The organism is Kitasatospora sp. NPDC059599 (genome assembly GCF_042735125.1).
GTDB lineage: Bacteria > Actinomycetota > Actinomycetes > Streptomycetales > Streptomycetaceae > Kitasatospora.
In genome coordinates, this window is record NZ_JBHWCL010000162.1 from 1 (window position 1) to 21,903 (window position 21,903).

19 protein-coding genes and 2 pseudogenes are annotated in these 21,903 nt (G+C 72.6%); 9 read left to right on the forward strand and 12 right to left on the reverse strand.

What is annotated here, in order from left to right; all coding sequences use genetic code 11:
- Window positions 1–52: 52 nt before the first annotated feature.
- The 7 genes from ACFV04_RS36985 to ACFV04_RS37015 all read right to left on the reverse strand — a co-directional run bounded on the left by ACFV04_RS36985 (window position 53) and on the right by ACFV04_RS37015 (window position 8,246).
- Window positions 53–226 (reverse strand): hypothetical protein, encoded by a 174-nt coding sequence (locus ACFV04_RS36985; protein WP_380535305.1) that lies wholly within the window; start codon window positions 224–226, stop codon window positions 53–55.
- 198 nt (window positions 227–424) lie between these two features.
- Window positions 425–772 (reverse strand): cupin domain-containing protein, encoded by a 348-nt coding sequence (locus ACFV04_RS36990; protein WP_380535307.1) that lies wholly within the window; start codon window positions 770–772, stop codon window positions 425–427.
- The gene (locus ACFV04_RS36995) at window positions 769–2,124 is read right to left on the reverse strand and encodes a saccharopine dehydrogenase family protein (protein WP_380535308.1); all 1,356 of its coding nucleotides are present in this window, start codon (window positions 2,122–2,124) and stop codon (window positions 769–771) included. Before ACFV04_RS36995 ends, ACFV04_RS36990 begins: the two co-directional genes overlap by 4 nt.
- Window positions 2,121–3,839 (reverse strand): class I tRNA ligase family protein, encoded by a 1,719-nt coding sequence (locus tag ACFV04_RS37000; protein ID WP_380535310.1) that lies wholly within the window; start codon window positions 3,837–3,839, stop codon window positions 2,121–2,123. The genes ACFV04_RS36995 and ACFV04_RS37000 overlap by 4 nt, the downstream gene beginning before the upstream one ends.
- Window positions 3,840–3,950: 111 nt before the next feature.
- Complete coding sequence (locus tag ACFV04_RS37005) at window positions 3,951–5,378, reverse strand: SidA/IucD/PvdA family monooxygenase (protein ID WP_380535312.1); 1,428 nt, start codon at window positions 5,376–5,378, stop codon at window positions 3,951–3,953.
- A 138-nt stretch (window positions 5,379–5,516) separates the two neighbouring features.
- Complete coding sequence (locus ACFV04_RS37010) at window positions 5,517–5,819, reverse strand: hypothetical protein (protein WP_380535314.1); 303 nt, start codon at window positions 5,817–5,819, stop codon at window positions 5,517–5,519.
- 948 nt (window positions 5,820–6,767) lie between these two features.
- On the reverse strand, window positions 6,768–8,246 hold the full coding sequence (locus ACFV04_RS37015; protein ID WP_380535335.1) for a hypothetical protein: 1,479 nt from the start codon (window positions 8,244–8,246) through the stop codon (window positions 6,768–6,770).
- Here ACFV04_RS37015 and ACFV04_RS37020 point away from each other — a divergent pair.
- Both ACFV04_RS37020 and ACFV04_RS37025 read left to right on the forward strand, forming a co-directional pair.
- Window positions 8,187–8,765: an ADP-ribosylglycohydrolase family protein gene (locus ACFV04_RS37020; RefSeq protein WP_380535333.1), complete on the forward strand. Its 579-nt coding sequence runs from the start codon at window positions 8,187–8,189 to the stop codon at window positions 8,763–8,765. The genes ACFV04_RS37015 and ACFV04_RS37020 overlap by 60 nt on opposite strands.
- A complete protein-coding gene (locus ACFV04_RS37025; RefSeq protein WP_380535337.1) occupies window positions 8,648–8,899 on the forward strand; it encodes a hypothetical protein in 252 nt (83 codons plus the stop codon). Before ACFV04_RS37020 ends, ACFV04_RS37025 begins: the two co-directional genes overlap by 118 nt.
- Before the next feature lie 407 nt (window positions 8,900–9,306).
- Here ACFV04_RS37025 and ACFV04_RS37030 read toward each other — a convergent pair whose 3' ends face one another.
- Window positions 9,307–10,053: a hypothetical protein gene (locus ACFV04_RS37030; RefSeq protein WP_380535315.1), complete on the reverse strand. Its 747-nt coding sequence runs from the start codon at window positions 10,051–10,053 to the stop codon at window positions 9,307–9,309.
- A gap of 275 nt (window positions 10,054–10,328) precedes the next feature.
- On the opposite strand from ACFV04_RS37030, the gene ACFV04_RS37035 reads away from it, so the two are divergent.
- The gene (locus tag ACFV04_RS37035) at window positions 10,329–10,652 is read left to right on the forward strand and encodes a M14 family zinc carboxypeptidase (RefSeq protein WP_380535317.1); all 324 of its coding nucleotides are present in this window, start codon (window positions 10,329–10,331) and stop codon (window positions 10,650–10,652) included.
- 626 nt (window positions 10,653–11,278) lie between these two features.
- On the opposite strand, the gene ACFV04_RS37040 is transcribed toward ACFV04_RS37035, so the two are convergent.
- A complete protein-coding gene (locus ACFV04_RS37040; RefSeq protein WP_380535319.1) occupies window positions 11,279–11,509 on the reverse strand; it encodes a hypothetical protein in 231 nt (76 codons plus the stop codon).
- A gap of 569 nt (window positions 11,510–12,078) precedes the next feature.
- On the opposite strand from ACFV04_RS37040, the gene ACFV04_RS37045 reads away from it, so the two are divergent.
- The 5 genes and pseudogenes from ACFV04_RS37045 (at window position 12,079) to ACFV04_RS37065 (ending at window position 14,689) form a co-directional block, all read left to right on the forward strand.
- Window positions 12,079–12,669: a hypothetical protein gene (locus ACFV04_RS37045; protein WP_380535320.1), complete on the forward strand. Its 591-nt coding sequence runs from the start codon at window positions 12,079–12,081 to the stop codon at window positions 12,667–12,669.
- A 409-nt stretch (window positions 12,670–13,078) separates the two neighbouring features.
- Window positions 13,079–13,309 carry a hypothetical protein gene (locus ACFV04_RS37050; protein WP_380535322.1) on the forward strand — a complete coding sequence of 77 codons (231 nt, stop codon included), beginning with the start codon at window positions 13,079–13,081 and terminating at the stop codon, window positions 13,307–13,309.
- A 218-nt stretch (window positions 13,310–13,527) separates the two neighbouring features.
- Window positions 13,528–13,821: pseudogene (locus tag ACFV04_RS37055) on the forward strand (hypothetical protein); the annotation flags it as partial.
- Window positions 13,721–13,936: a hypothetical protein gene (locus tag ACFV04_RS37060; protein ID WP_380535324.1), complete on the forward strand. Its 216-nt coding sequence runs from the start codon at window positions 13,721–13,723 to the stop codon at window positions 13,934–13,936. The pseudogene ACFV04_RS37055 and the gene ACFV04_RS37060, both read left to right, overlap by 101 nt.
- A 510-nt stretch (window positions 13,937–14,446) precedes the next feature.
- Complete coding sequence (locus ACFV04_RS37065; protein WP_380535325.1) at window positions 14,447–14,689, forward strand: hypothetical protein; 243 nt, start codon at window positions 14,447–14,449, stop codon at window positions 14,687–14,689.
- 380 nt (window positions 14,690–15,069) lie between these two features.
- On the opposite strand, the gene ACFV04_RS37070 is transcribed toward ACFV04_RS37065, so the two are convergent.
- A complete protein-coding gene (locus tag ACFV04_RS37070) occupies window positions 15,070–16,545 on the reverse strand; it encodes a phospholipase A2 (protein WP_380535327.1) in 1,476 nt (491 codons plus the stop codon).
- Window positions 16,546–16,669: 124 nt separating this feature from the next.
- The gene (locus tag ACFV04_RS37075) at window positions 16,670–18,349 is read right to left on the reverse strand and encodes a hypothetical protein (protein WP_380535329.1); all 1,680 of its coding nucleotides are present in this window, start codon (window positions 18,347–18,349) and stop codon (window positions 16,670–16,672) included.
- 895 nt (window positions 18,350–19,244) lie between these two features.
- Between ACFV04_RS37075 and ACFV04_RS37080 the strand changes: the two genes are divergently transcribed.
- A complete protein-coding gene (locus ACFV04_RS37080; protein ID WP_380535331.1) occupies window positions 19,245–20,477 on the forward strand; it encodes a hypothetical protein in 1,233 nt (410 codons plus the stop codon).
- Between the two features lie 583 nt (window positions 20,478–21,060).
- Here the strand turns inward: ACFV04_RS37080 and ACFV04_RS37085 are convergent.
- Window positions 21,061–21,771 (reverse strand): annotated as a pseudogene (locus ACFV04_RS37085) (IS5 family transposase); the annotation flags it as partial.
- Window positions 21,772–21,903: the final 132 nt, after the last annotated feature.

The following is a 21,903-nucleotide window of genomic DNA, read 5'->3' on the forward strand; positions in this document are numbered from 1 at the left end:
GGCCCCGACCGGGGCCCTCCCACCGCTTCGCCGTCATGTGTCCCGCCGCGGGTCACTCCCAGCCCATGCTGTCGCCCGACTGCGGCGCGGCGCTGCCCGTCACCACCGCCGGCCGCGCCGACCCAGCCGCATCGGCGGCATCGGCGGCGGCCGCGACGCCGACACCCAGCAGCGAGCCCACGACGGCGAGGAGGAGGACGAGGGCCGGGCGGGCGGTCTTGTGCATGGTGAACTCCTGCGAGTGACGGAACCGGAGAGAGCGTGTGCGCACCCGGGCCGGCCGTTCGCCGCGCCCCGGGCTGTGATCACCAGCCTGACCGCTCACACCCCCCGCTGTCTGCACGAACGGGCGGCATGGTGCTGCCCTGGCAACACCATGCCGCCCGCCCGACGGCCCGTCACCTCACGGCCGGGGCCGCCGAGATCAGGGCAGCCACCACACCGAGACCACCTCGATCGGCTCCTCGCCGTCGTTGTGCAGCTGGTGGGTGTGCCCGCTGTCGTAGAAGAAGTGCTCACCGGCCGACACCCGGCGCTCGACACCGTCCACCGACAGCACCCCGCAGCCGCTGCGCACGAACCAGACCTCCCGCTCGGGGTGGCAGTCCGCGGCCGTGGTCACGCCCGGCGGGACGTGGATGTGCGCGAAGGTGAACGGCGCCACGGGCTGTGCGCCGCCGGGCAGTTCCAGCAGTGCGAGGTGGGCGCCGGAGGGGCGCAGTTTGAACTCCGCCTCGGGCAGGGCTGCGGTGAACTCCTCGGTCATGCTCATGCGTTGGTCTCCATCGGATCGTGGTGGGTCGTACCGGTGCGGGTCGCACCGGCATGCTCCGGCCCGGCATGGCCCGGCCCGGCATGCCCTGGGCCGGTATGGCCCGGGCGGGTGTGGTCCTGATCGGTGTGCTCCGGACCGGTGTGCTCCGGGGCCGGGCCGGTCAGGGCGAAGTGGTGCAGGACCTCCTCGGCCGGCCGGCGGCCGGCGGCGACCTGCTCGGTGACCTGCACGCCGGCCGCCCGCAGCTGCGCCAGCAGCTCGTCGCCGTGCCGGCCGGCGAACACCTCCTGCGGGGTGTGCAGGCCGTACCCGGCGGGCTGTCCGGTGGCGAGCAGCCGCACGCAGGCGGCCAGGGTGAAGCCGGTGAGCCGGGCCATCGAGGTGAGGCCGTCGGTGTCCAGCCGGTCCACCACGGTGGTGGTGGCCGTCTCGAAGTCCTCGTCGCCGCCGCCGGTGGCGCGGATGTGCAGCAGCGTCACGTCCACGTCGCCCTCCCGGCGGCGGACGTGTTCGGCGAGCACGTCGTCGAGGACCGCGCGCGGTGCCACCCGTGTGTCGTGCACGGTGCGCGGCTGCTCGTCGAGCAGTCCGCACTCGGCGAAGGCCCGGACCTTCTGCGCGTAGCCGGGCCAGCGCAGCGTCTTCTGGCTCACCTCGGGGACGCGCCCGAGCACCGGGTCGTCGACCAGGCCCGGCAGCATCCCGTCGTCGTAGGCCTCCAGGGTGCCCAGGCCGGCCACCCGCACCGACTCCAGGCCGCCGAACCGCGGCACCCGCACCAGGGCGCCGCCGCGCACGCTCCACGTCGCCCGGGGCGTGATGGTCAGCCGGTCCCCGTACAGGGCGAGGTGGTTGAGCGGCGGACGGGGGTCGAGCGGGATGCCGCCGCACCAGATCCGCAGCTGCTCGCAGGCGCGGAGCCTGGACACGGCGCGGCGGGCCAGGATCTCGGTCAGGCCCGGCTCCAGGCCGACCGGCAGGATCAGCCGGGCCCGGCCCCGGCGGGCCGCCTCGCCGAGCCCGGCCAGTGCGTCGTCCGGCGGCCGGCCGATGCCGGCAGCGGCGCTCCCGCAGGCCACCAGCCGCTCCAGCAGCGGCCGGGCCGCGACCCAGGGCAGGGCGACAGCCACGGCGTCCGCGTCGGCCACCGCCTGCTGGAACCCCGCGTCGCCGGTGTCACCGACCAGTGTCCGTACCGTGGCCCCGGCGGCGCGCAGCCGGGCCGCCACCTCCTCGACCCGCTGCGGGTCGCGGTCGGCCAGGAGCAGTTCGGCGTCCGGTTCGGTCGCGGCCAGCCGCAGGGCGGCCGCGGCCCCCATCGGCCCGCAGCCGACCACCGCGTACCTCATACGGCGACCACCGTGCCGGCCACACCGGGACCGACCACCGCGCCGGCCGCACCGGGGCCGTCCGCCGGGGCGCCCGCCGGGCCGTCGCCGGGCACGGCGGCCGGGTCCAGCAGCGTGCCGTCCCAGCGCACGCCCTGCGCCGCCAGACCCAGCCGCCCGCGCAGCACCGCGCAGGTCTGCGGCAGGAACGGCAGGCCGGCCACCGCGACCGTGCGCAGCACCCGCAGCGCCAGGGCCCGGTACTCGGCGGCCTCGCGCGCCGGCGCACCGGCGGCCAGGGCCAGCGCCTCCTGCCCGTCCAGGACCAGCCGCAGCAGCGCGTGGGCCGCCGACCGGCAGGAGAAGGACTCCAGCCGGTAGGCCCGCCACAGGTCCTGCGCCCAGGTGGCGCAGCTCGCCGTCAGCGCGGCCGGCCCCTGACCGAGCTGCCCCGCCCCACCGGCGTCCGTCCCACCGGCGTCCGACCCGCCGGCTCCCGACGACCCCCCGGCGTCCGCCCCACCGGCCCGCGGCACCACGGCGCCGAGCTCCTCCGCCCAGGCCAGCAGCCGCGCGGCCAGCCCGTGGACGGGCGAGGCGAGGAACTCCTCCATCGTGAAGTCGGTCTCGTTGTTCTCCGGACGGGTCAGCGAGGTGTACAGCCGGGCCTCGTCGGCACAGCTGCGGGCCACCAGGTCCCGGGCCCACACCAGGTGGTTGCGGGAGGTCGAGAACTTCGCCCCGTCCAGCCGGTAGAAGTACGACATGTCCAGGTAACTCGGCAGCGGCGCGACACCCGTACCGGCGGCCAGCAGCACGGCCGGCAGGATGAACAGCCGCTCGAAGGCGTTGTCGAAGCCGAAGAACATCGCCGACGGCGAACCCTGCGGGGCGATCCCCGCCTCCCGGGCCTGCTCCACCATCACCTGGTAGCGCCCGGCCAACTCGAACGCCGGGTAGACACTCTGACCCCCGACCCCCTCACCCGGCCGCTCCGGCACCGCGATGCCCAGCGCCGACACGTAGCTCACCGGCACCTCCGGCAGCTCCCGGGCCAGCACCCGGTCGGCGTAACGCCGGGCGGCCGGCGACAGGTGCGCCCCGGCGAGCCACCCGGCCAGCTCCCCACGCAACGGCTCCAGCAGCAGGTACAGCCGCCGCAGCGGCCGCAGCTCGGTCGCCCCGCCGCACACCGCACAGGTACCGCCGACCAGTTCGCAGTCGTCGTGGTGCAGCGCACAGGCCTCGCAGTCGATCCCCGCCGCGCCCGCCGTGCCGCAGTGCGGGCAGCTCCCGCTCACATAGCCCTGGAAGCGCCAGTCCGCGCACCCCACGCAGTAGTGCGCGGGCCGGGTCCGCACCCGCACCGCACCCGACTCCCGCGCCCGCCCGAGCATCTCCAGCACCACCGCGCCGATCCGCTGCGCATCGGCGCCGCGCAGCGCCACGTCCGGCTCGACGGCAGCGGACCTGAAGGTCTCCCAGATCCGCTCGCTGAGCAGGTCCGCGTACTGCGGGTACGGCACACCGGCCCGCTCGGCCGCGAACATCACATGGGTGTTCATCCAGGCGGTACCGAGCAGCAGCCGGCCCTGCCCGCCCCGGAACTCCAGACAGCGGCGGGCCACATCGGCCGCCACGAACGGACCGGCCAGATGACCGACGTGCAGGTCCCCGTTGGGGGTGGGATTGCTCGGCGCGAACAGGACAGTGGCCGACGGGTCGGCGGTGGGCATGGTTCTCCTCGAATGGTCGTACGTCAAAGTCAGCGGGCCCGCAGCCGCCGGGCACCGGCCGCAGCGGGCACCGGAAACCGGGCCACTGCGCCCGGGGGACCGGCGGCCGGCTCAGGCCAGGGCGCCGAGCCCCGCGGGGGAGCGGCCGCCCGCGGCGCCCGCACCGGCAGCCGGCCCCTGCCCGCCGTCGGCGGACCGCTGCCCGCCGTCCGCCCGGTGGTCGTCCGCCCGGTGGCCGCCGGGTGCGTAGCTGTGCAGGATGCGGTCGGAGAGCGCGCCGAGGCAGCTGAGGTTGGCGAAGCCGGGGCCCTGGGCGAGCCCGGCCAGGGCGGGGACGTGCAGCCGGGGCCCGGGGGCCTCCACGGCCAGGTCGGCGGCCACGGAGCGCATCACGGAACGCTGGTCGCCGAGGTCCACCCCGGCGTCGGCCGCCAGCTCCCGTGCGGTGGAGGGGGAGAGCAGCATGTGCAGCTGGGCCAGCGGCGAGCTGCCGATGCAGTTCACCACCAGGTCGCAGTCGATCCGGCGGCGCCCGGACGGCCCGTCCAGCTCGACGCCGAGCCGGCCGTCGCCCCCGCAGCCGATGTACTCCACCCGGCCGGTCTCGAAGCCCAGCCGCGGGTCACCGGCCAGCCCGGCCAGCACGCCGGGCGAGAGCACCCCGCGGTCGGTGCGCCGGATGAACTCCTCGCGCAGCGACTCCGGCAGCTCGCGCCACCCGGCGGCCTCGGGCTCCGAGTAGACCCCGTTCTCCAGGTAGGACTCGGCCCGGCTGTACGGCGGCGTCGGCGAGGCGATGGTCACCGACGACACGGCGTCCCCCAGCGGGCCGAGCAGGTAGGTCGCGAAGCTCGCCGCGCTCTCCCCGGCGCCGACCAGCAGCACCTCACGGCCGCCGCCGAGCAGCCCGCGCACGGCGGAACGGTCCACCGAGGCGGGGATCACCCGGTCCGCCGCGTCCTCGTCGCAGGGCAGCGGACGCGACTCGCCCGGCCCGGTGAGCACCACGCCGTACGCCTCCAGGGAGCGTGAACGGCCCTGCGCGTCCAGGTGGTCGACGGTCCACCGCCGCGGCCCCCGGTGCAGGCCGCTCACCCGGCCGCGGACCACCTCGACACCCTCACGGGCCTGCTCGAACACCCACGCCAGGTACTCGGCGAACACCCGGTGGGTGGGGGCCGGCCCCCCGGAGTCGACCCAGCGGCTGAACTCCCCGCGGGACACCAGGAAACGCTGCCAGGAGAACGTGCCGGCCATCATGGCGTCCAGTTCCGCACCGCCGGCCTCGAAAAGCCGCGAACTGCGGTACGGAAATCCGACGTCCTTCTCCGGCCGGGTGCCGAGGAATTCACTGCCGGTGGTATTCCCGTGGCGACCGCTCCAGGAAGCGGCGATCTCCGCCGATTCGACCACCACAATGCGCACCTCGGCCATTTCCAGCCGATTCAGACAGTGCGCCTTCGCCGCCAGACTTGCGGCCTTCGGGCCTCCCCCCACCACTAGCAGGTCGTACGGGCCTGTGCTGCGACTGCGGTCCATGGATTCCCAGGTGTCTCGGGCAACCCGCGGACGGTGCTCCGCGGTTCTCTCCCGGCCATGCTTCCGCGCCGGACCACCCCCAGTCACCCGTTCCGGCGTGCAGGACCGTGCAACGGCAGCAATCGGCCAACCGCCCGGTCAGTCCAGCAGACGGTCGAAGTAATCCCGCACGATCAGCGCCTCACTGTTGAGAATTGACCACCCGTCAAGCATTCCCCCCGGCATCGTCAACTGCAGACAGCCCCGCGCGGCAGCCGCCTCGGCGTGCCCCGCATCGGCCCCCACCAGGAACACCACCAGACTCGGCGGCTCCCGGTCCAGCCGGGCCGTCACGTGCGCGGCCGCCGGCACCGTCCGCAGCACCGCACCACGTACCCCCACCGGATCCACCGGGTCGTACGGAACGGCCGGAGCAGCCAGCGAGACGTGCACCAGATACATCTGCATTCCTTGTCGCCGCAGGGCTCGGCCCAGGACCCGACCCCGACGCGTGAAGAGCACTCAGGCCCGGCCCGGGAGACGCAGAACAGGTGGAGGGTGCACAGGCCGGGAATTCGGCGAAACCCTACTCACCGAGCCGATCGAGCGCAATTCCCCACCGCCCCGGCACAACCGTTTCCACCACCTCATCCACTTAAACTGCAGTTAAAGCACCGTACGGACGAGTTCCTGACAACACCGGACACCCACCCCGCCACCCGGCCCTGTCGTCCACCCCGCACAAGGACACGAACCGTGGCCCCGCCCCCGACCACCACACCCGACCGCCCCGAAGCCCCGCCCCACCCCGGATGCACGAGACCACCCCCGACAGCCGCCCGTCACACCGCAAAGACAGCCGCACCCGAGAACGGGCCGGGCCACCCACGGCCGGTACACCCGACACGACCGACCCCACCGCACCCACCGACCGCACCCGGCACATCCACATCCCCCCCCCCGGGTCACCATCAAGAGCCCGGGACACCACACCGAAATTCCACGGCCCCACCGACCGGTCCCACCCCGCCACCCGGCCGCAGCCACCGGACCGACGCCGCCCGACCTCCCGCAGAGCACGCTCCGGGACCGGATCACCGGCCGTCAGTCACGGGCCGACACCGTCACCACGCACCCCGACCCCCGCCGCACCCGCCCGCAGGCCACACCGAACCACCACCGGCACGACGCCACGGACAACCCCGGCGCCCGATCCCGGCCACGCGCACACGCCACCCCGCCCCACCTCGCGGGGCCCGCCCACCCCGAGGCGCCCACCCGCCCGACCGGCAGCCTGCCCGACACGCCCGGGACCGCGCCGCCGCGCAACCGGTGGACACGCCCGGCAACGACCCCGTCCGCCCGCATCCCTCAGCAGCCGGCCACAGAGAAACCACCCCCGGCCGCCCCCTACCGGCCCGCCGCCTCCAACACCTGCGTGACCAGAGCGACATCGGCCTTGGGTATCACGATCACGTGCTGCTCCTCGCCCACCACCAGATCGAAGCGAGCCATCTTCGGGAGCGGCGTCCGCTGCTCCGACGGCGACAGACGGAACGGCCCCCGGAGCACCACCTCCTCGCGGGTGCGCTGATGACGCCAGGCCACCGAGCCCGCCGCGAGATACAGGTGACCGGCCGCCGCGTGCGCGACAGTGCGCCCCTTGCCCACCGACAACATCCGGACCGTACCCAGCGTCGGACTCGAACAGAACACCTGCAACGTGGCACCCGCCCGAAGATCGGCCAGATCCTTCTCCGTACTCAGCCGCCGGACACCGACCAGCGAAAGCAGCACATCGGAAAGGGTTCTGGTTCCCGCAGCACGGCGGATGTCGGTCGTCATGGCGCAGATCCTCCCAGAGACGCCCGGAAAGCCCGTGACCAGGGCGGTTCCCGAAACGTCCAGCCGACGCCCCCCCACGCCCACCGCCACGGTGACCCCCGATCCCGGCCCCCGGCAAGGCCGGCGGCATCGACAGGCGGGTGCCGAGGGGACCGGTTCCGTGGCGACCCGGACAAGCCGAGGAAGGCAGCCCAGAGCCGGCATACCGCCCACCGGCTCACCCCAAAGGCCCTTCACGACGCGCAGAACGCCTGGCGCACCATCGGCGAGGTCCACGAAGGCCGGCCAGCCAACGCGATCGCGGCGTACGTCACCGCCTTCGTCGGCCGACAGGACCACCCGGCGAAGCCGGACCGGGCCTCCACACCGCCGGCGAACCCGGCACCGGCGGGCCGGCGGATCGGTGACGCCTGCGACAGGTACGCCAGGCACATCGACGACTCCGGGAGCTTCTTCGACAACCGGTTCGCCGCGCCCTGGGACGACCCGGTCTTCGCAGGTGAGGGCAACGACGGCGGCCTGAAGGACAAAGTCCTCGGCGATGGCCTCGGCCGGGCCGTCGGCGTCGAAGGAGACAGCGACATCGCGGTACTCGTCGACTTCGGATCGCGGCGGGAACGCATCACCCAGCCCTACGCCACGATGTTCAAACTCTGACCCAGGAGGGGACGCGGCGGGGGTGGTCCGGGGCCGGTGGCCGGCCGGGGGGCCGTTGCGGATCGGTGTCGGTACCCAGCCGGCGGCGTTCACCATCGAAGGGGCGATCCGCGCCTCGATGCGGATGAGCCACAAGGGCATCTGCCACGTGCCGTCCGTGGTGTGGCATGCGTACTGCCGCTGGGCTTTCCTGCAGGGCATCGAGCCGGAGCGGATCTCCGAGCGCTGGGCGGGCGGCAGCGGCGGCGGCCGGTGGCCGGACGGCTGGCTCGCGCAGGTGCCCGCGCTGAGCGAGCGCCGCGGCTCGGTGCCGGCCACCGTTGCGGCATTGACCGGGCTGACGAAGGGCCCCCGGCGCAGCCGGTCACCGGCAGCCGAGGAGCCCACGCGCTCACCCGGAGCCCGGCCCTCGGACTGCTGCGGCCCTGCTGCGGACCGGACACCTGCGCGACGGTGATCCGTGGGACAGCCGCGCTCACCCACGGCGCTCCGGACACACAGGACGCGGCTGTCGGCGCGGCCCGACTCGTCGCCCACCGTCTCACCGAGAGCGATCCCTTCCGGGCGTGGACGGACTCCCGTCCGGGCGACGACCACCCGACCGACACGCTGGTCCGTTCCCTGCCCATGCCGCACTCGGCGAGCCCCGACACGGTTCTGGACCTGCTGAAAGCACCCGGCGGCGTCCCGGACCATGGGCAGCTCGCCTGGATGGCTCCGGACGCGACCGCCTCCTCGGCGCTGCTCGGCGCCCTCCTCGTGGTCTCCCGCTTCCCCGGCCCGACACCGTGGGCGCCGCCCTGCAGTTCGCGGCCGGCGCGCCGGACGGCAACTCGGTGGCGGCCACCGCCGGTGCACTGCTCGGTGCCGCGCACGGCGTCGACGCGCTGCCCGTCGAGCTGCTGAGCCGGCTCGAACTCGCCTGGGTGCTCGATGTCCTGGCCCGTGACCTGCTCCAGGAGTACGTCGACTCGCCCGGCGGCAGCGAGCACGTACCGGCCCGCGACCCGCACTGGTGGAACCGCTATCCCGGCTGGTGACACCGGCCCCAGCCGGGACATCCCTACCAGGCCACCCCCAGGGCCTCCAACTGCCCCGCGCTGCTCTGCAGTCAGCTTGTTCTGGCGGACCTTCTGGTTGCTGAGCCAGCTACCCCAGGACAGCCCGCGGAGGGGGCTTCGTCCGGACGGCGGCGGTGCGGCGGCCTGCGGGTGGGGCCGTCTTCTGACGTCGGTGGCATGACGACGGAGAGCACGGCGGTGGGGGTTCGGTCGCACCACCCTCGGGAAGTGGGAGCTGGACGTCCTGGTCGAGGCCGGCGATCTCGTCGTCAGCGAGCTCGCCGGCAACGCCGCGAAGACCGGCTGCCGCCTGACGATGACCGTCACCGCCGTACGCCGCACCGACCGGCCGCGGCTGGAGGACGGAGGCGGGCTGCTCGTGCTCCTCAGGGGTTCCGCAGGCCGTCGGCTATCCGAAGGAGCTCGTCGGGCGACAGGGCCGTGCGTTGCGGGTCGAAGCTGACCACGGTGAATGTGCTGACGCCGTCGGACCAGGTGAGGGCACGTTCGGAATCCGTATCGCACACGAGGGACGCGCTGTGGCCGTGGACGGACATCGGTGCACCGGCGTGGGTGTCCGGTGGCGGGTCCTGGGTGCCGGCTGTGGGGAGGACTTGGGTGATGCTCAGCGCGGGCCTGCCGGCGGTCGCGTAGTAGCGGGTCCAGGAGGGCACGGTGTCGCTGCGGTTGTACGGATTGGGAGTCCACGGTCCGGCCACGGAGCCGAAGACCTGTGGGACGTCCGATATCGCGGTGAAGCCCGGGGGGAGGTAGTCGACGTCGGCGAGCCGGGCGGCGGGGAACGAGACGAAGGGCTTTCCCGTGTTGGCCTCCGACAGCTGTCTGGTCCCCAGAGGCGCGTGGAGCGTGAAACTGACCAGCCGGCTCGCCGAGGGGCACTTCCGGGTCTGGTCCACGGTGTTCCCGGTCTTCAGATCCGCGGCGACCGTCTGCGACGTCTCGCGCGCGAACAGCCGCGGTTGGGCCTCCTGGCAGGGTGTCCACATGACCGGTGTCGTGAAGGTGCGGCCGTCGGCGCTGAGGAGCACCTGGCTGAACAAGCCTGCGTCAGCGCCGGGCTCGCGGTCCGCAGCGTAGCGCACCACTGCGGACAGAGCCGCCAGGGCGACCACGGCGCACACGGCGATGAGGGCCTTGCGGCGCCCCGGTGATGGCATTCGACCACTCCACGTTCGACGGCAAGGTCTGTTCGACCCGATGTCACCACGGTTCCAGCGCTTTCGCGGTGGCCCGCCCTCCGAGGGGCGACCGTGACACTGGCGGGCAGGAGGATGGTACACACGCGTCCCCGTGGAGCTCCGGGCGCAGCTGCGCCGGGCGGTGGAGGGCGTTCAGTGCCGCGGTCGACCGTCCCCACGTGGCGGCCGCCGTTGGTACGAGTACCAGGATGGGCACAAGGGGAGGAACCCAATGGCTGATTGATGCTTCGACCAGCGCGGGCAAGGCGGTACTGCACCATGATCGCTACCCCACGCTTGAGGAACTCTCCGACACCGCGTACCTGCTGGCCGTCCGGTATCCGGAGCACTGCCGCGTACGGACTGTCGGAACCTCTCGTGCCGGCAGGCCGCTGCTGCTCCTGTCGATCGGCGACGCCACCGACAATGTGCTGATTGTGGCCGGCGCGCACGCCGAGGAATTCTCCGGCCGGGCGGGCATCGTGGAACTGGCCCATCGGGTCCTGGCCCGACCCACCTGCTTGAGACGGTGACCTGGAACTTCCTGCTGTGCCTCGACCCTGACGGTGCGCACCTGGCGGAGGGGAGCCTCGCCGCCCGGACCCTGCCCGAGTACTTCGCGGGCTACTTCCGCCCCGCCGCGGCGGAGCAGTCCGAACGGGCGCCGGCGATCGGCACGAAGCTCCCGGAGAGCCGGATCCTCCTCAACCTGATCGACGAAATCCGTCCATCCCTCCAGTTGACCCTGCACAGCGTCGACGTGTGCGGAACCTTCGTACAGTCGACGCGAACGCATGATCACCCAGAAGATGCCCGGCGCGGTCGCCCAACGCCTCTACGCGGTCGCCCAACGCCTCTACGCGGCCCGCGACGCCGGAGCGCCCCAGGCCCAGCAGGAAGCGATCCCGGGCTGACGCCGTCGAAGCACCGCAGTCGTCCCGGCCGGGACGGACCGCGTTCCGGCGTGGCGCTGCCAACCGAACGGCTCGACCAGCGTCCTGCGCGCCGCGTGCCAGGCTGCCGGCCCGCCGCCTGCAGCGCCTTCATTACGCCTCGGGACGGAACGGCCGGGGGCGGCGCGAGCCGCCCCCGGCCGCTTCGTCAGTGTCCGGTCGCCGTCGGCGTCAGGCCGTCCTCGGCTGTGGCTTCCGCGTCCACCTCATCCGCCGTTGGGCGGTTGCCGGTTGGCGTAGTAGTAGAGGGCGAGGTCGTCCGGGTGGTGGGTGCGTTCCTCGGTGCCTCCGATCTCCTTGAGGATGAGGTGGGTCTTGTCGAGCGGGTGCTGGGTGATGAGCCAGGGGTTGTTGTCGCTCTCCTGCCAGACCTGGGCCCACACCTTGTCTCCGACGCGGACTTCGCCGCCGTCATTCGTGCGGAAGTTCGATGCCATGGACCGTACATACCCGCATTCCACGCACCCGGACCGCCAGACGGGGAGCAGTTCCTCGGGATCATCCCGCCGTCCGAATCCTTGAACATTCTCAGCGCCAAGGCCGTGTGCTCGTATAGCCACGATCCGCGAGGCAGCAGATTTGCCGGGTTCCGACCGTCCGGCGGCCGAGGAGGCTGACCGGCGCCACCGTGAGCGGCGCGCGGGACATGTCACAACGCGAGAGCCGGTCTGGCCCAGCCGGGTGGAACGAATCCTGCCTCCCGCGATTCTGCTCGCGCTGTTCACGGTCAGCCTGTTCATGCCGGCCTACGAGGCCTACGGGACCATGACCGTCGGGGGGACCTTCGGCGTTGGCAGGGGCGCCCCGTCGGCGCACGGATGTCGGCCGTCGTGCCGGTCGGTCTGGTTCGCCACAGGGCACTACTGTGGGAAAGGACGCAAGCAATCTGACGGTCCGTCGGGAGCGGCGAGGGAGTGGGCATGCGCTCCGCAGCTCCTACGGCCGGATACTGCCGTCCATTCCGTCGGCAGTCTGCACGGACCACCCACGCGAGGGGAAGTCACCTATGTCGGAAGAGACAGCCGAGACGGCAGCGGACCAGCCGTTCCTGATGTACATCGTGGACGTCCATTCTCCCGCGGGCGGCGGAAGCGTCGTACGGGGCCGTATCGAACTCGGCAGTGTCAAGGCGGGGGACGACGTCGAGATCGTCGGCGGCGGAAAGTCCCTCGTGGCCACATGCGCTGGGGTCGAGGTGGACCGTACGGCCAACGGGGAACAGGACGGGAAGGCCGTGGCCGTGCTGTTGCGTGACGTGGCCGCTAAGGACATCGAACCGGGCCAGGTCCTGGCCAAGCCGGGCGGCTTCACCGCACGCACCACCTTCAAGGCCAACGTCTATGTGCTGAGCGCGGACGAAGCCGGCCGTGACGTCTCCATCACCGCAGGCCATCGGCCCAAGTTCCTCGTTCGCGAAAAGATCATCGACGGATCCATCAAGCTGCCGGACGGGATCGACAGGGCAACGCCCGGCGAGAGTACCGACCTGACTGCCACTCTGGACCACGAGATCGTCTTGGTGAAGGGCCTGCGCTTCTCTCTTCTGCACGGCCCGGGCATCGTGGCGAATGGATCCGTCACCGAGGTCATCTCGTAGGTGCAGGGCCGCGCGCGTGCCCTGGTCGGCGTCCACCCCGAAAGCCCGAACCACCGACGGCGCCGCCCAGCGCGTCCCGCAGCCGGTGCGCTGACGGCCACCGCGCGAACCACCGGCGGCGCCGCCGCGTTCACGGGCCGTGTGCCTGTTGTCCCGTCTCAATGGATCTCGCCTGCGGGCAACCGGAAGGCCGCCACCCGTAGGTGACGGCCTTCCGGTGCTTTCTCAGAGGGCGGTATGCAAGCCTTCGACCGAGAACGCCTTCGGCCCCTGACGGAGCGGCGGGAAACACAAGTCGCGTGCGGATCGGGCCAGGATGCTGACCAAGCGTTCGTGATGCGGCTGTTCGACCCGGCCGCCCGTCCCTCTGGGAAGACGCCCAGAACGTGTGGTGGCCTCTCCCCCTCGGGTGGGGTGGAGGCCCCCGGGACTCGTCCCGCGCGCCCACCGGCGCCACGGGCTGAGCATCACCACCTACCGCGTCGGCCCCGACGGCACCCGCCACGACCGGACGCCGGCCCTCGACATCGACGTCGACCCCGGCGACCCCGTCGCCTACCACCCCGCCCAGGGCTGGCCGCTGTGTGGGTGCGCACGCTGCCGGGCGGACGAGACCAGGCCGCCGGTCACGGCGGGCTGACCCGGACAGCAGCAGGGCCGAGACGCCGAGCAGCGTCTCGGCCCTGCTGCCGTCCGGGCTGTGAGTGGGTGGGGTGGTGTCAGCGAGTCGGGCGGCAGCGGGTTGGCTGCCGCCCAACTCGCTGGCGGCGCAGTGCGAGGGCGTGGAGGTGGACGCGGCGGAGGTCGCGGCGACCCGCGCGCTGATGCACGCGCCCGCGTGCCTGGTCCCAGGGGCGCCGACGAGGTTTCCGGGTACAGCCCAAGCGGTGGGCGGTCGAGCGCACCCTTTGGTGGATCACCGCCCACTGCCGCCTCGCCCGCGACTCTGAGACCAGCCCAGCCCACTCCGAGACGATGATCGGCATCATGGTCCGCCGACTCACCCGCGGCCGCCCCGCCACCCGCCCTGGCCCACGTGCTCTCGCGCTGCATGGCGGCCACCCTGCCGGACTGGCCCCTGCGCAGCGCGCGACTCTCCGAAGCGCTCGCCCGCGCGATCGGCATGCTGCGCGCCTTTGGTGCAGACGATGACTCGGGGGCACAGCACGCCCTGGACATCGTCATGGACCTGGCCCGCACGATCGCCGCCATGGGCCCAGCCGAACTGCGGGCTGAGCCGGAAAACGGACACCGCAACGCCCGCTGATAGGGGCATGCAAAAAGGGGCCGGCCGTCTGGCCAGCCCCTCTGGGATGAATGAACTGATGTGCTACTGACACTGGCTAAGCGGAATCGCCCGACCCACTCTAGGTGGGAGAGTGGTCAGGTCAGCAGGTGCGGTTGATGATGAGACGATGACAGCTAAATGCCCTGCATGTGGCTACGGGGATTTGTTCGTTGCTCCGCCGTGCGAACGATATGGTCGCCCGCACCACGTTGAACGGTGCCCCCTTCTCAGCGAAACTCGGCGGGCGGCAATGGCAAAGCAGGATCGTGAAATCGAAGAATCGATCGCCAGAAGAGGCCCCTCGTTCACCTCCCCGCCCTCGTCTGGTTCCTCGTGCCTCCTGTTGCTGGTAGGTTTTATGGCCATATTGATTGTGGCGCTGGCCTAGTACTCCAGCCGTGGTGACCAGCGCAGTCCCGTTCTCCCGCTCCCACCCCCGCCACCCGGACCCCCAGCCCGGCGACGCCGAGCGGGCACCGCGCAACCCTGATGTCCGGCCCCGGCCGCTGCTGGACCACCGAGCCCCGCTGGCGCTGGGCCGAGATCCGCCTCGGCGGCCAGTGGCGTCCCTGCCGGATCGAGAACTGGCGCCTGCACCAGGGCTCCACCACCTGGGTGGCCCTGGTCCGCTGGGGACCCGGCTTCGACGACTGGGGCTGGTACCTCCACCACCCCGACACGATCCGCCGCACCCCTTTCCCCACCGGCTCCGACGGCCCGGCGAGCTGGTGAACGCCGGTACCGACACCGAGGGCGCCGCCGCCGACCTCGCTGACGGCATCGAAGGCTTCGCCCGCGCTGCCGCACCCGGCGCCGACAGCGCCGACGTCTGGCTGACCATCGGCACCCCGTACGACATCGAACAGCGCACCCTGCGCATCCCCGCCGGCGTCGCCGACTGGATCACTGAGCTGCTCCGCGAGGAGGCACAAGTGCTAGAAGACGGCGTCCACGCTGCGGCCGCGGCCAGGACGATAGGGGCGGCGAGGTGGAATCAGCCTGGTGGTGACGTGTCCGGCGGGAGCGGAGCGGGCGTGGCGGGTCAGTCTTGGAGAGGATGCGCCGACCACCCGGCGTTTCGGGTGGTCGGCGCGGGTTGTGCGGGTGGGGGGTCAGCCGAAGGCGACGACCGCCTTGACGTATTTGTCGGCAATCCCGCGGCACGTGTCGCGCTCAGCGGTGGTGTGCTTTCGCGGGAAGCCCGGGTCGTCACAGATGTTGTTCAGGTCCTGGCGGAAGATGTCGTCGACACGTTCCTTGGGGGACTGGCCGGTCAGGCTGTTGCGGAAGCCGTTGTCCCCGAGCAGGTCCTTGTAGTTGTGGTACCCGAAGTCGTGGCGGATGCAGGCGAGGCTGAAGTCGTAGTCGGCGATCTTGTCCGGTGCGGGGGAGTTACAGACGTTGGTGTCCCAGTTGAACTCGTAGCGGTCGGGCTGGTGGCTGCGGTGGGCGCCGAGCTCCCGGTACCAGGCGTCGGTCGCGGCCTGGCCGGGCTGGGTCAGCTGTTCGAGGCGTGCGATGCGCTCCTCGCGGCTGGCCGGGGTGACCGGAGCCCCGCGGTCGGTCCAGACGTCGTTCTTGCCGGTGTACTCGTAGAGGGCCAAGCCGTCGGGGGTGATGCCGTAGAGGTGGTCGCCGGAGGTGGCGAACGCGGCTCCGGGCTTGCCGATGCGGTTCCACTGGTTCGGGTGTCCGTTGTACTTGAGGATGTCGCCCGTGCCGTCGGTCGCGTAGAGGGTGTTGGCGGCGTAGAGGTGCTCGGTGCGCTCGGTGCGGACGGGCTTCCACTTGTCGCCGGGGCCGGTGTACTCCGCCACGCCGGAGTGGTCGGCCGCGAGGCGGTAGAGGTTGTTGTCGGTGACGGCGAACTCGGCGCCGGGGCCGCCCAGTCGGGTCCACGCCGTGGCGCGGCCGTCGTAGCGGTAGATGTCGCCGGAGCCGTGCTGGGTGGCGTACAGGGCGCTGTCGGTGGGGCGGCCGAGCCACGGGCCCACCTTCGTCTCCAGGGTCTTGCCGGTGTAGGTGTAGAGCCGGTCGGCCGGTCCGCCGACCTTGGTCCAGGTGTCGTCCTTGCCGGTGTACTCGTAGACGGCGCTGTGGTCGGGGCTGATGCCGTAGAGATGCTTGTCGGTGGCGGCGAAGTCGGCGCCGGGCCCGCCGATGCGGTGCCACAAGCCGGTGTCGAAGTCGTACCGGCGGATGTCTCCGGTGACGTGGTCGGTGGTGTAGACGGAGTCCTCGCCCGCGAAGATGCGGTCGGCGTTTTCGCCGATCTTGATCCAGCGGTCCTGGTTGTCGGCCCACCGGTAGACGGCGGAGCCGTCCTTCGTCAGGGCGTAGGCGCTGTCCTTGGTCGCGACGAGGTCGCCCAGCACGATGGCCGGGGCCGGGGCCGGGGCCGCGAAGGCGTGGAGGGCACGCTTGCCGGTGGCGGCGTTGGCGGATACTCCGAGGGCGAGGACGCCGGCGATCATCAGGCACAGCAGCCGGACGATCCGGGCGGGCGTCCACGGCGTGGGCGACGGCTCGGGGGAGTGCTCGGCGGCCGGGCGGCCGCGTCGGGGACGGGCGGGGATGCGGAGCTTCACGGAGTTCCTCCTGGGACGGTCGGGTGTTCGGGTCGTGGATGGCAGGCAGGGCGCAGGGGCCCGCCCGATCGGGACTGCCGTCCGGGTGGCCGGAGCGGGCCGGGGCTTCGCGCGGTCACGCCTGTCAGGTGGCGACGGGGCCGCTGATCTTGGTCCAGGTGTCGCCCCGGCCGGTGTTTTCGTAGATGCCGGTGTGGCCGGGGCTGACGCCGTAGAGGTGTGTGTCGGTGGCGAGGAAGCTTGCTCCGGGGCCGCCGATGCGGGTCCAGGTGCGGCGTTCGCGGTCGTACTGCCAGATGTCGCCGCGGGTGCCGGTGGTGACCGGGTCGGTGATGTAGAGGGTGCTGCGGCTGGTGTAGATGCGGTCGGTGCCGGCGAGGCGGACGCGGTCCCAGACGCCGGGGTTGCCGGTGTATTCGTAGACGGCGCTGTGGTCGGGGCTGACGCCGTACAGGTGGTCGGCGGTGGCGGCGAACTGGGCGCCGGGGCCGCCGATGTCCGTCCAGCGGCCGCTCGCGGCGTCGTACTGGTGGATGCCGCCGCCGGCCGCGGTGACCGGGTCGACGGCGTAGAGAGTTGTGGCGCTGGTGAGGATCCGGTCGGTGCCCGCGAGGCGGACCCGGTTCCAGACGCCGGGGTTGCCGGTGTATTCGTGGACGGCGCTGTGGTCGGGGCTGAGGCCGTAGAGGCGGTCGGCGGTGGCGGCGAACTGGGCGCCGGGGCCGCCGATGCGGGTCCAGGGCCCGTCGACGCCGGCCGGGTGGTCGCTGCCGGTGTCCTTGTGGGCGGGGTCGTACTGCCAGATGTCGCCGGTCGTGCGGTCGGTGGCGTAGAGGGTGCTGCGGCTGGTGTAGATCCGGCTGGTGGCGCCGCGGACCTTCACCCAGGTGTCCCCCTTGCCGGTGTACTCCTCGACGGCCTGGTGGTCCGGGGTGATCCGGTACAGGCGACTGCCGGTGGCGGCGACGGTGCCGGAGCGGGTGGCGGGCGAGGGCGTGGCCGAGGTCTGGCCGGGGGCCGGCGTCGGCGTCGACGGTGCGGCGGGTGCCGGGCTGGTCGGCGGGGCCGTCGGAGACGGCGGGACGGGGGGAGCGGCAGGTGCCGCGGGCTCGTGTGCCGGTGCGGCGGGAGTTTGGACGGGTGCCGGTGCGGGGGGCGGCACCACTGCCGCCGGTGTGGCGGCCGGAGCGTCGGCGAGCTTGCGGTATCGCAGCGGCTGGTAGCCGGACGCGTCATGGCCGGCGATCTTCCGGTCGTTCCGGTTGGCGGAGGCAGCCATGGTCGGTACCCCGCGCCGGCTCTGCGCGATGTAGCGGAAGGTGCCCTTGGCCTTGTCGTTCCAACCGGCGAACAAGATGGCGTGTCCGCCGCTGGTCGTGTTCAGTGCGTCTCCGGGCTGCAGTTGGTCCCAGGTGGTCTTCTCGGCGACGTCCGACAGGTCGTCGGTGGTCCGGCTCCTGTCGAGCTGCCAGGCCATGGAGATGAAACCGGAGCAGTCCTGCCGGTAGGGGCCGCCGGTGGGCTCGTCCTGCCAGAAGTCGTACTTCTGGCCGTGGACTCCCTCGTGGGTGTACGGGACCTGTTTGGCCACCCAGTCCGTGGCGCGGTCCATGATCTGGTCGCGGGTGACCTGCCCGCCCGGGACCGCGCCGTGGCCGATGGCGCCGGTAGAGCGGGGCAGGACGTCGGTGGTCTCGTGCGTGCTGGTGTCGGCGTGGGCGGGCAGGACGGCGGCGCCGACGACGAGGGCGAGGCCGGCGAGCGCGGCCAGGCGTTTCGGGCGACGCGGCAGGGCATGGCGCATGGCGGTCCCTTCGGGTGGTGGACGAGGCCGTTTCCGTGTTTGGCGGAAGCGGTGGATCACCACACTGGAACCTGATGTGATTGTCCGTCAGAGGAGAACGGGATCCGTCGGCTGTCGCCGCAGGTCAGCGGTGCCAAAGCCGGGCGAACAGCGCGAACTTCGGCGAACGTCCGCGAACGTCGCGAACGAGCCGGCGATCATCACAGGGGGAGCCATGGGCAGGGCGGGGCGGGCGCAGGGGCCGTTGAAGGGGCGCACGGAGCAGGCCGACGAGCTCGCGCTGTTCGTGCGGGAGCTGACCGAGGGCCGCACGGGTGACGAGCTGCACGCGCGGTACGGGGGAGTGAAAAGCGTATGGAGCGAGTACCGCTCCGGCATCAAGATCATTCCGTTGGAGCGGCTCAACAAGCTGGTCGAGGACCGCTTCCCTCACGCACCCACGCGGACCGCCAAGCTCCAGCAGGCCCGCCGGCTCTGTATGGCCGCGATGCAGGCCCAGAGCGCGCTCTCCGCCGCGGCGTCACCACCGGCGTCCCCGCGTCCGTCCCGTCGCGGCGAACGACCCGAGCCCGCCGGCGAACAACCCGCGAACAAGCCGCTGACCAGCGATGATGCATCCGCGCCGCTGGGCGAACAGCCCTCCGGCGAGGCACCGGCCGCGGACGGCAGCGGGTCTGGGGCCGCCGCCCGCACGGCCCCCGAAGCGGGCTCAGAGCGGCCTGCCCCTGGCACCGAGCCCGCCTCCGGGCCCGCTGAGAGGCCTGAGAGCAGGACTCTTCCTCTTGCCGGGCCTGACGCGGGATCCGCTGCGGGGCCTGAGACCAAGACCGTTCCTCCCGCCGGGCCTGAGGCCGAACCCGGTCCTCCCACCCTCCCGGCCCCGGACCCCACCCCTGTGCCGTCGACCCCCCGGTCGGCTTCCGTACCGTCGACCCCTCGCCCCGTCGGCGGACCGGACGGCTCCCGAGCGCGCACCCCCGGCCGCTGGAAGCGCTGGCGGACCCCGGCACAGTGGGCCGCGCTGCTGGCGTTGCTCGCCGCGGTGGTGGTCGCGAACCAGTACCAGAAGCCCCGGCACGGCGAGGAAGCGGCCGCCCCCGCCGTGACCGCCTCGCCGGACGGTCTGTCCCTGCCGTCCGGTCCGGACGCGCCGTCCTCGTTCCTGCCCCAGGCCCCGACCGCCACGGGGACGGTGCCTCCCGCAGAGGACCCCGGCCTGCCGCCGGCACCGGGGCCGACGACCGCCGGCCCCGTAGCCCCCGCGCCGACGCCCGGCCGGCCCGCGACCGCGACCGCCGGTGTGCCTGCGGCACCCGCCGCCGCACCGGCAGCCGCCGGCGGCCCCACCGTCGCCGCGACCGGTGCCCACCTGTACCGGATCACCGCGGACCACACGGCCGTCGAGGAGTACACCGGCAGCAACGGCGTATGGACGAAGGTCGGCGGCGCCGTCGGCGGGATCTACACCAGCGCGACGACGCTGTACGCGACGGACCCGGCCTCCGGCGACATCGAGCAGTACGACCGCGACCACCACTCCTGGACCCGCATCGGTACTCCCGGCAGTGGTTTCGCCGCCACCGGTGATCACCTGTACGGGGTGAGTGTCAACCACTTCGGGGTCTTCGAGTACACGGGTGCCGGCGATTCCTGGAAGCAGGTCCGGGGTGCGACCGACCGCATCTACACCAGCGCGACGACGCTGTACGCGACGGACGCGGCGACCGGTGACATCGAGCAGTACGACCGCGGGCGCGGGACCTGGACGCGGATCGGTTCTCCCGGCAGCGGTTTCGCCGCCACCGGCGATCATCTGTACGGAGTGAGCGCCGATCACCACGGTGTCTTCGAGTACACCGGCAAGGACGGCGCATGGAGCCAGGTCCGGGGCGCGACCGACCGCATCTACGCCAGCGGCACCACCCTCTACGCGACGGACGCGGCGACCGGCGACATCGAACAGTACGACCGCGAACACCACACCTGGACCCGGATCGGCGCGCCCGGAGCCGTCTTCGTCTCCACCGCCGACCACCTCTACGGCGTCAGCCCCGACCACTCCGGCGTCTATGAGTACGCCGGTACACCGGGCAACTGGTCCAGGATCGGCGACAGAGTCGCCCCCTGACCCCAGCCACCAACCGGAACACCGCCCGGCAAACCGACAGGAACAGCCGGCCCGGCGCCGGCCTCGCCCGTACCTGGGCGGAGCGGGACGTCGGCGACATGGACGGATGGGTAAGCCCTGGTAGGCGGCGGGGTCATCCTCGGCGCCGGTCCGGGCGGCAGGGGGCCGGCCTGGTGTCCGCACGCCGGAAGGACTGGTCCGCAGCTGCACCCCCGTGCGGGCAGCGGACCGGTCCCGTCGTCACCTCCCGGCAGCGCGCCTCGATCGCCCAGCGGCGGGCCGCCGCCGTCGAGCTGCGTCTGCCCGTGGTGCTGGTGTGGCCTCGACCCCGGCATGGTGATCAGGCTGCTCGCCACGATCCGGGAACGTCGGGGCCGAGCCGATGAGGCCGTCGCCTTGTTCCGTACCCGGCCTCCCACCTGCGGTCAACAGCCGCGGCAGGCCTGCCCGACCGGTACGGCCGCCACGGCCGCGGCGGGGAACAGCGCGCGTACGCGGCGGCCGAGAAGCCGGGCCGCGCTGTGCAGTGGCTCGCCGAGCTGCTGCAGGAGCGCGTTGACGCCGACAGCGCACTCGCGGTTTACCGGCAGGATCCGCGGGCTGTCCGCTCGACCACCCACCTGCGGGGCAGCACCCGGAAGCCTTTCACATCCGCATTCCGTGGCAGGGCGACAATCTCCGGGCTCTCGTGCTCGGCCGCCCAGCCGACGAGCCCGGCATCGACGACGTTGACGTAGCCGCCGTCGACCCGGACCGGCCCGACCTGCGGAAACCGCTCACGGATACCGGTCGGGACCGGCTTCGCGCCCGCCCGGTCCTGCACGGAGGCCGAGTGCACGACCGCCCGCAGCACGAGCCCGCAGGTGTCCACCGGAGGATGCCGTTGACGGCCCCGAACACGCGTGCCCGCGTCATAGCCGATCGCCTGCCCGCCCTGATGGCTGCGGGCCGACTGCGAGTCGAGCACCGCCGCCGAGGGCTGCGGATCCCGCCCGTCCGCCACCCGGACCCGCTCGCGTAGCGTGTCGTGCACCCGGTCCCACGTGCCGTCCGCCGTCCAGGCACGAAACCACCGGTAGGCCGCGCCCCACGGGGCGAGGTCGTGCGGCACCAGCCTCCAGGAGCACCCGCTGACCGGCAAGTACAACACAGTGTCCGCGACCGGGCGGCGAGGGAACCTCAGCGGACGGCCACCCCGGCGCGGATCCCGCGCCGGCAGCAGAGGCTCGATCATCACCCACTGGGCATCCGTCAACGACGAGTCGTAGGACGGCTTGCATGAACAGACGCACATGGCGGTGGGGGGGGGGGGGGGGTGGGGCCCGGGGCGGGGCGGGTGCGGGGGGCGGGGGGGGGGGGGGGGGGTTGGGCGCGGCCACCCCGTGGCGTACCGCGCGGCGGGGCGGGGGCGGCACGCCCGTCTGCC

Coding starts and splice junctions, on each gene's coding strand:
- ACFV04_RS36985 (WP_380535305.1), bottom strand. CDS start 226: ATGCACAAGACCGCCCGCCCGGCCCTCGTCCTCCTCCTCGCCGTCGTG.
- ACFV04_RS36990 (WP_380535307.1), bottom strand. CDS start 772: ATGAGCATGACCGAGGAGTTCACCGCAGCCCTGCCCGAGGCGGAGTTC.
- ACFV04_RS36995 (WP_380535308.1), bottom strand. CDS start 2,124: ATGAGGTACGCGGTGGTCGGCTGCGGGCCGATGGGGGCCGCGGCCGCC.
- ACFV04_RS37000 (WP_380535310.1), bottom strand. CDS start 3,839: ATGCCCACCGCCGACCCGTCGGCCACTGTCCTGTTCGCGCCGAGCAAT.
- ACFV04_RS37005 (WP_380535312.1), bottom strand. CDS start 5,378: ATGGACCGCAGTCGCAGCACAGGCCCGTACGACCTGCTAGTGGTGGGG.
- ACFV04_RS37010 (WP_380535314.1), bottom strand. CDS start 5,819: ATGTATCTGGTGCACGTCTCGCTGGCTGCTCCGGCCGTTCCGTACGAC.
- ACFV04_RS37035 (WP_380535317.1), top strand. CDS start 10,329: ATGGGCACAAGGGGAGGAACCCAATGGCTGATTGATGCTTCGACCAGC.
- ACFV04_RS37040 (WP_380535319.1), bottom strand. CDS start 11,509: ATGGCATCGAACTTCCGCACGAATGACGGCGGCGAAGTCCGCGTCGGA.
- ACFV04_RS37045 (WP_380535320.1), top strand. CDS start 12,079: ATGTCGGAAGAGACAGCCGAGACGGCAGCGGACCAGCCGTTCCTGATG.
- ACFV04_RS37060 (WP_380535324.1), top strand. CDS start 13,721: ATGGCGGCCACCCTGCCGGACTGGCCCCTGCGCAGCGCGCGACTCTCC.
- ACFV04_RS37065 (WP_380535325.1), top strand. CDS start 14,447: ATGTCCGGCCCCGGCCGCTGCTGGACCACCGAGCCCCGCTGGCGCTGG.
- ACFV04_RS37075 (WP_380535329.1), bottom strand. CDS start 18,349: ATGCGCCATGCCCTGCCGCGTCGCCCGAAACGCCTGGCCGCGCTCGCC.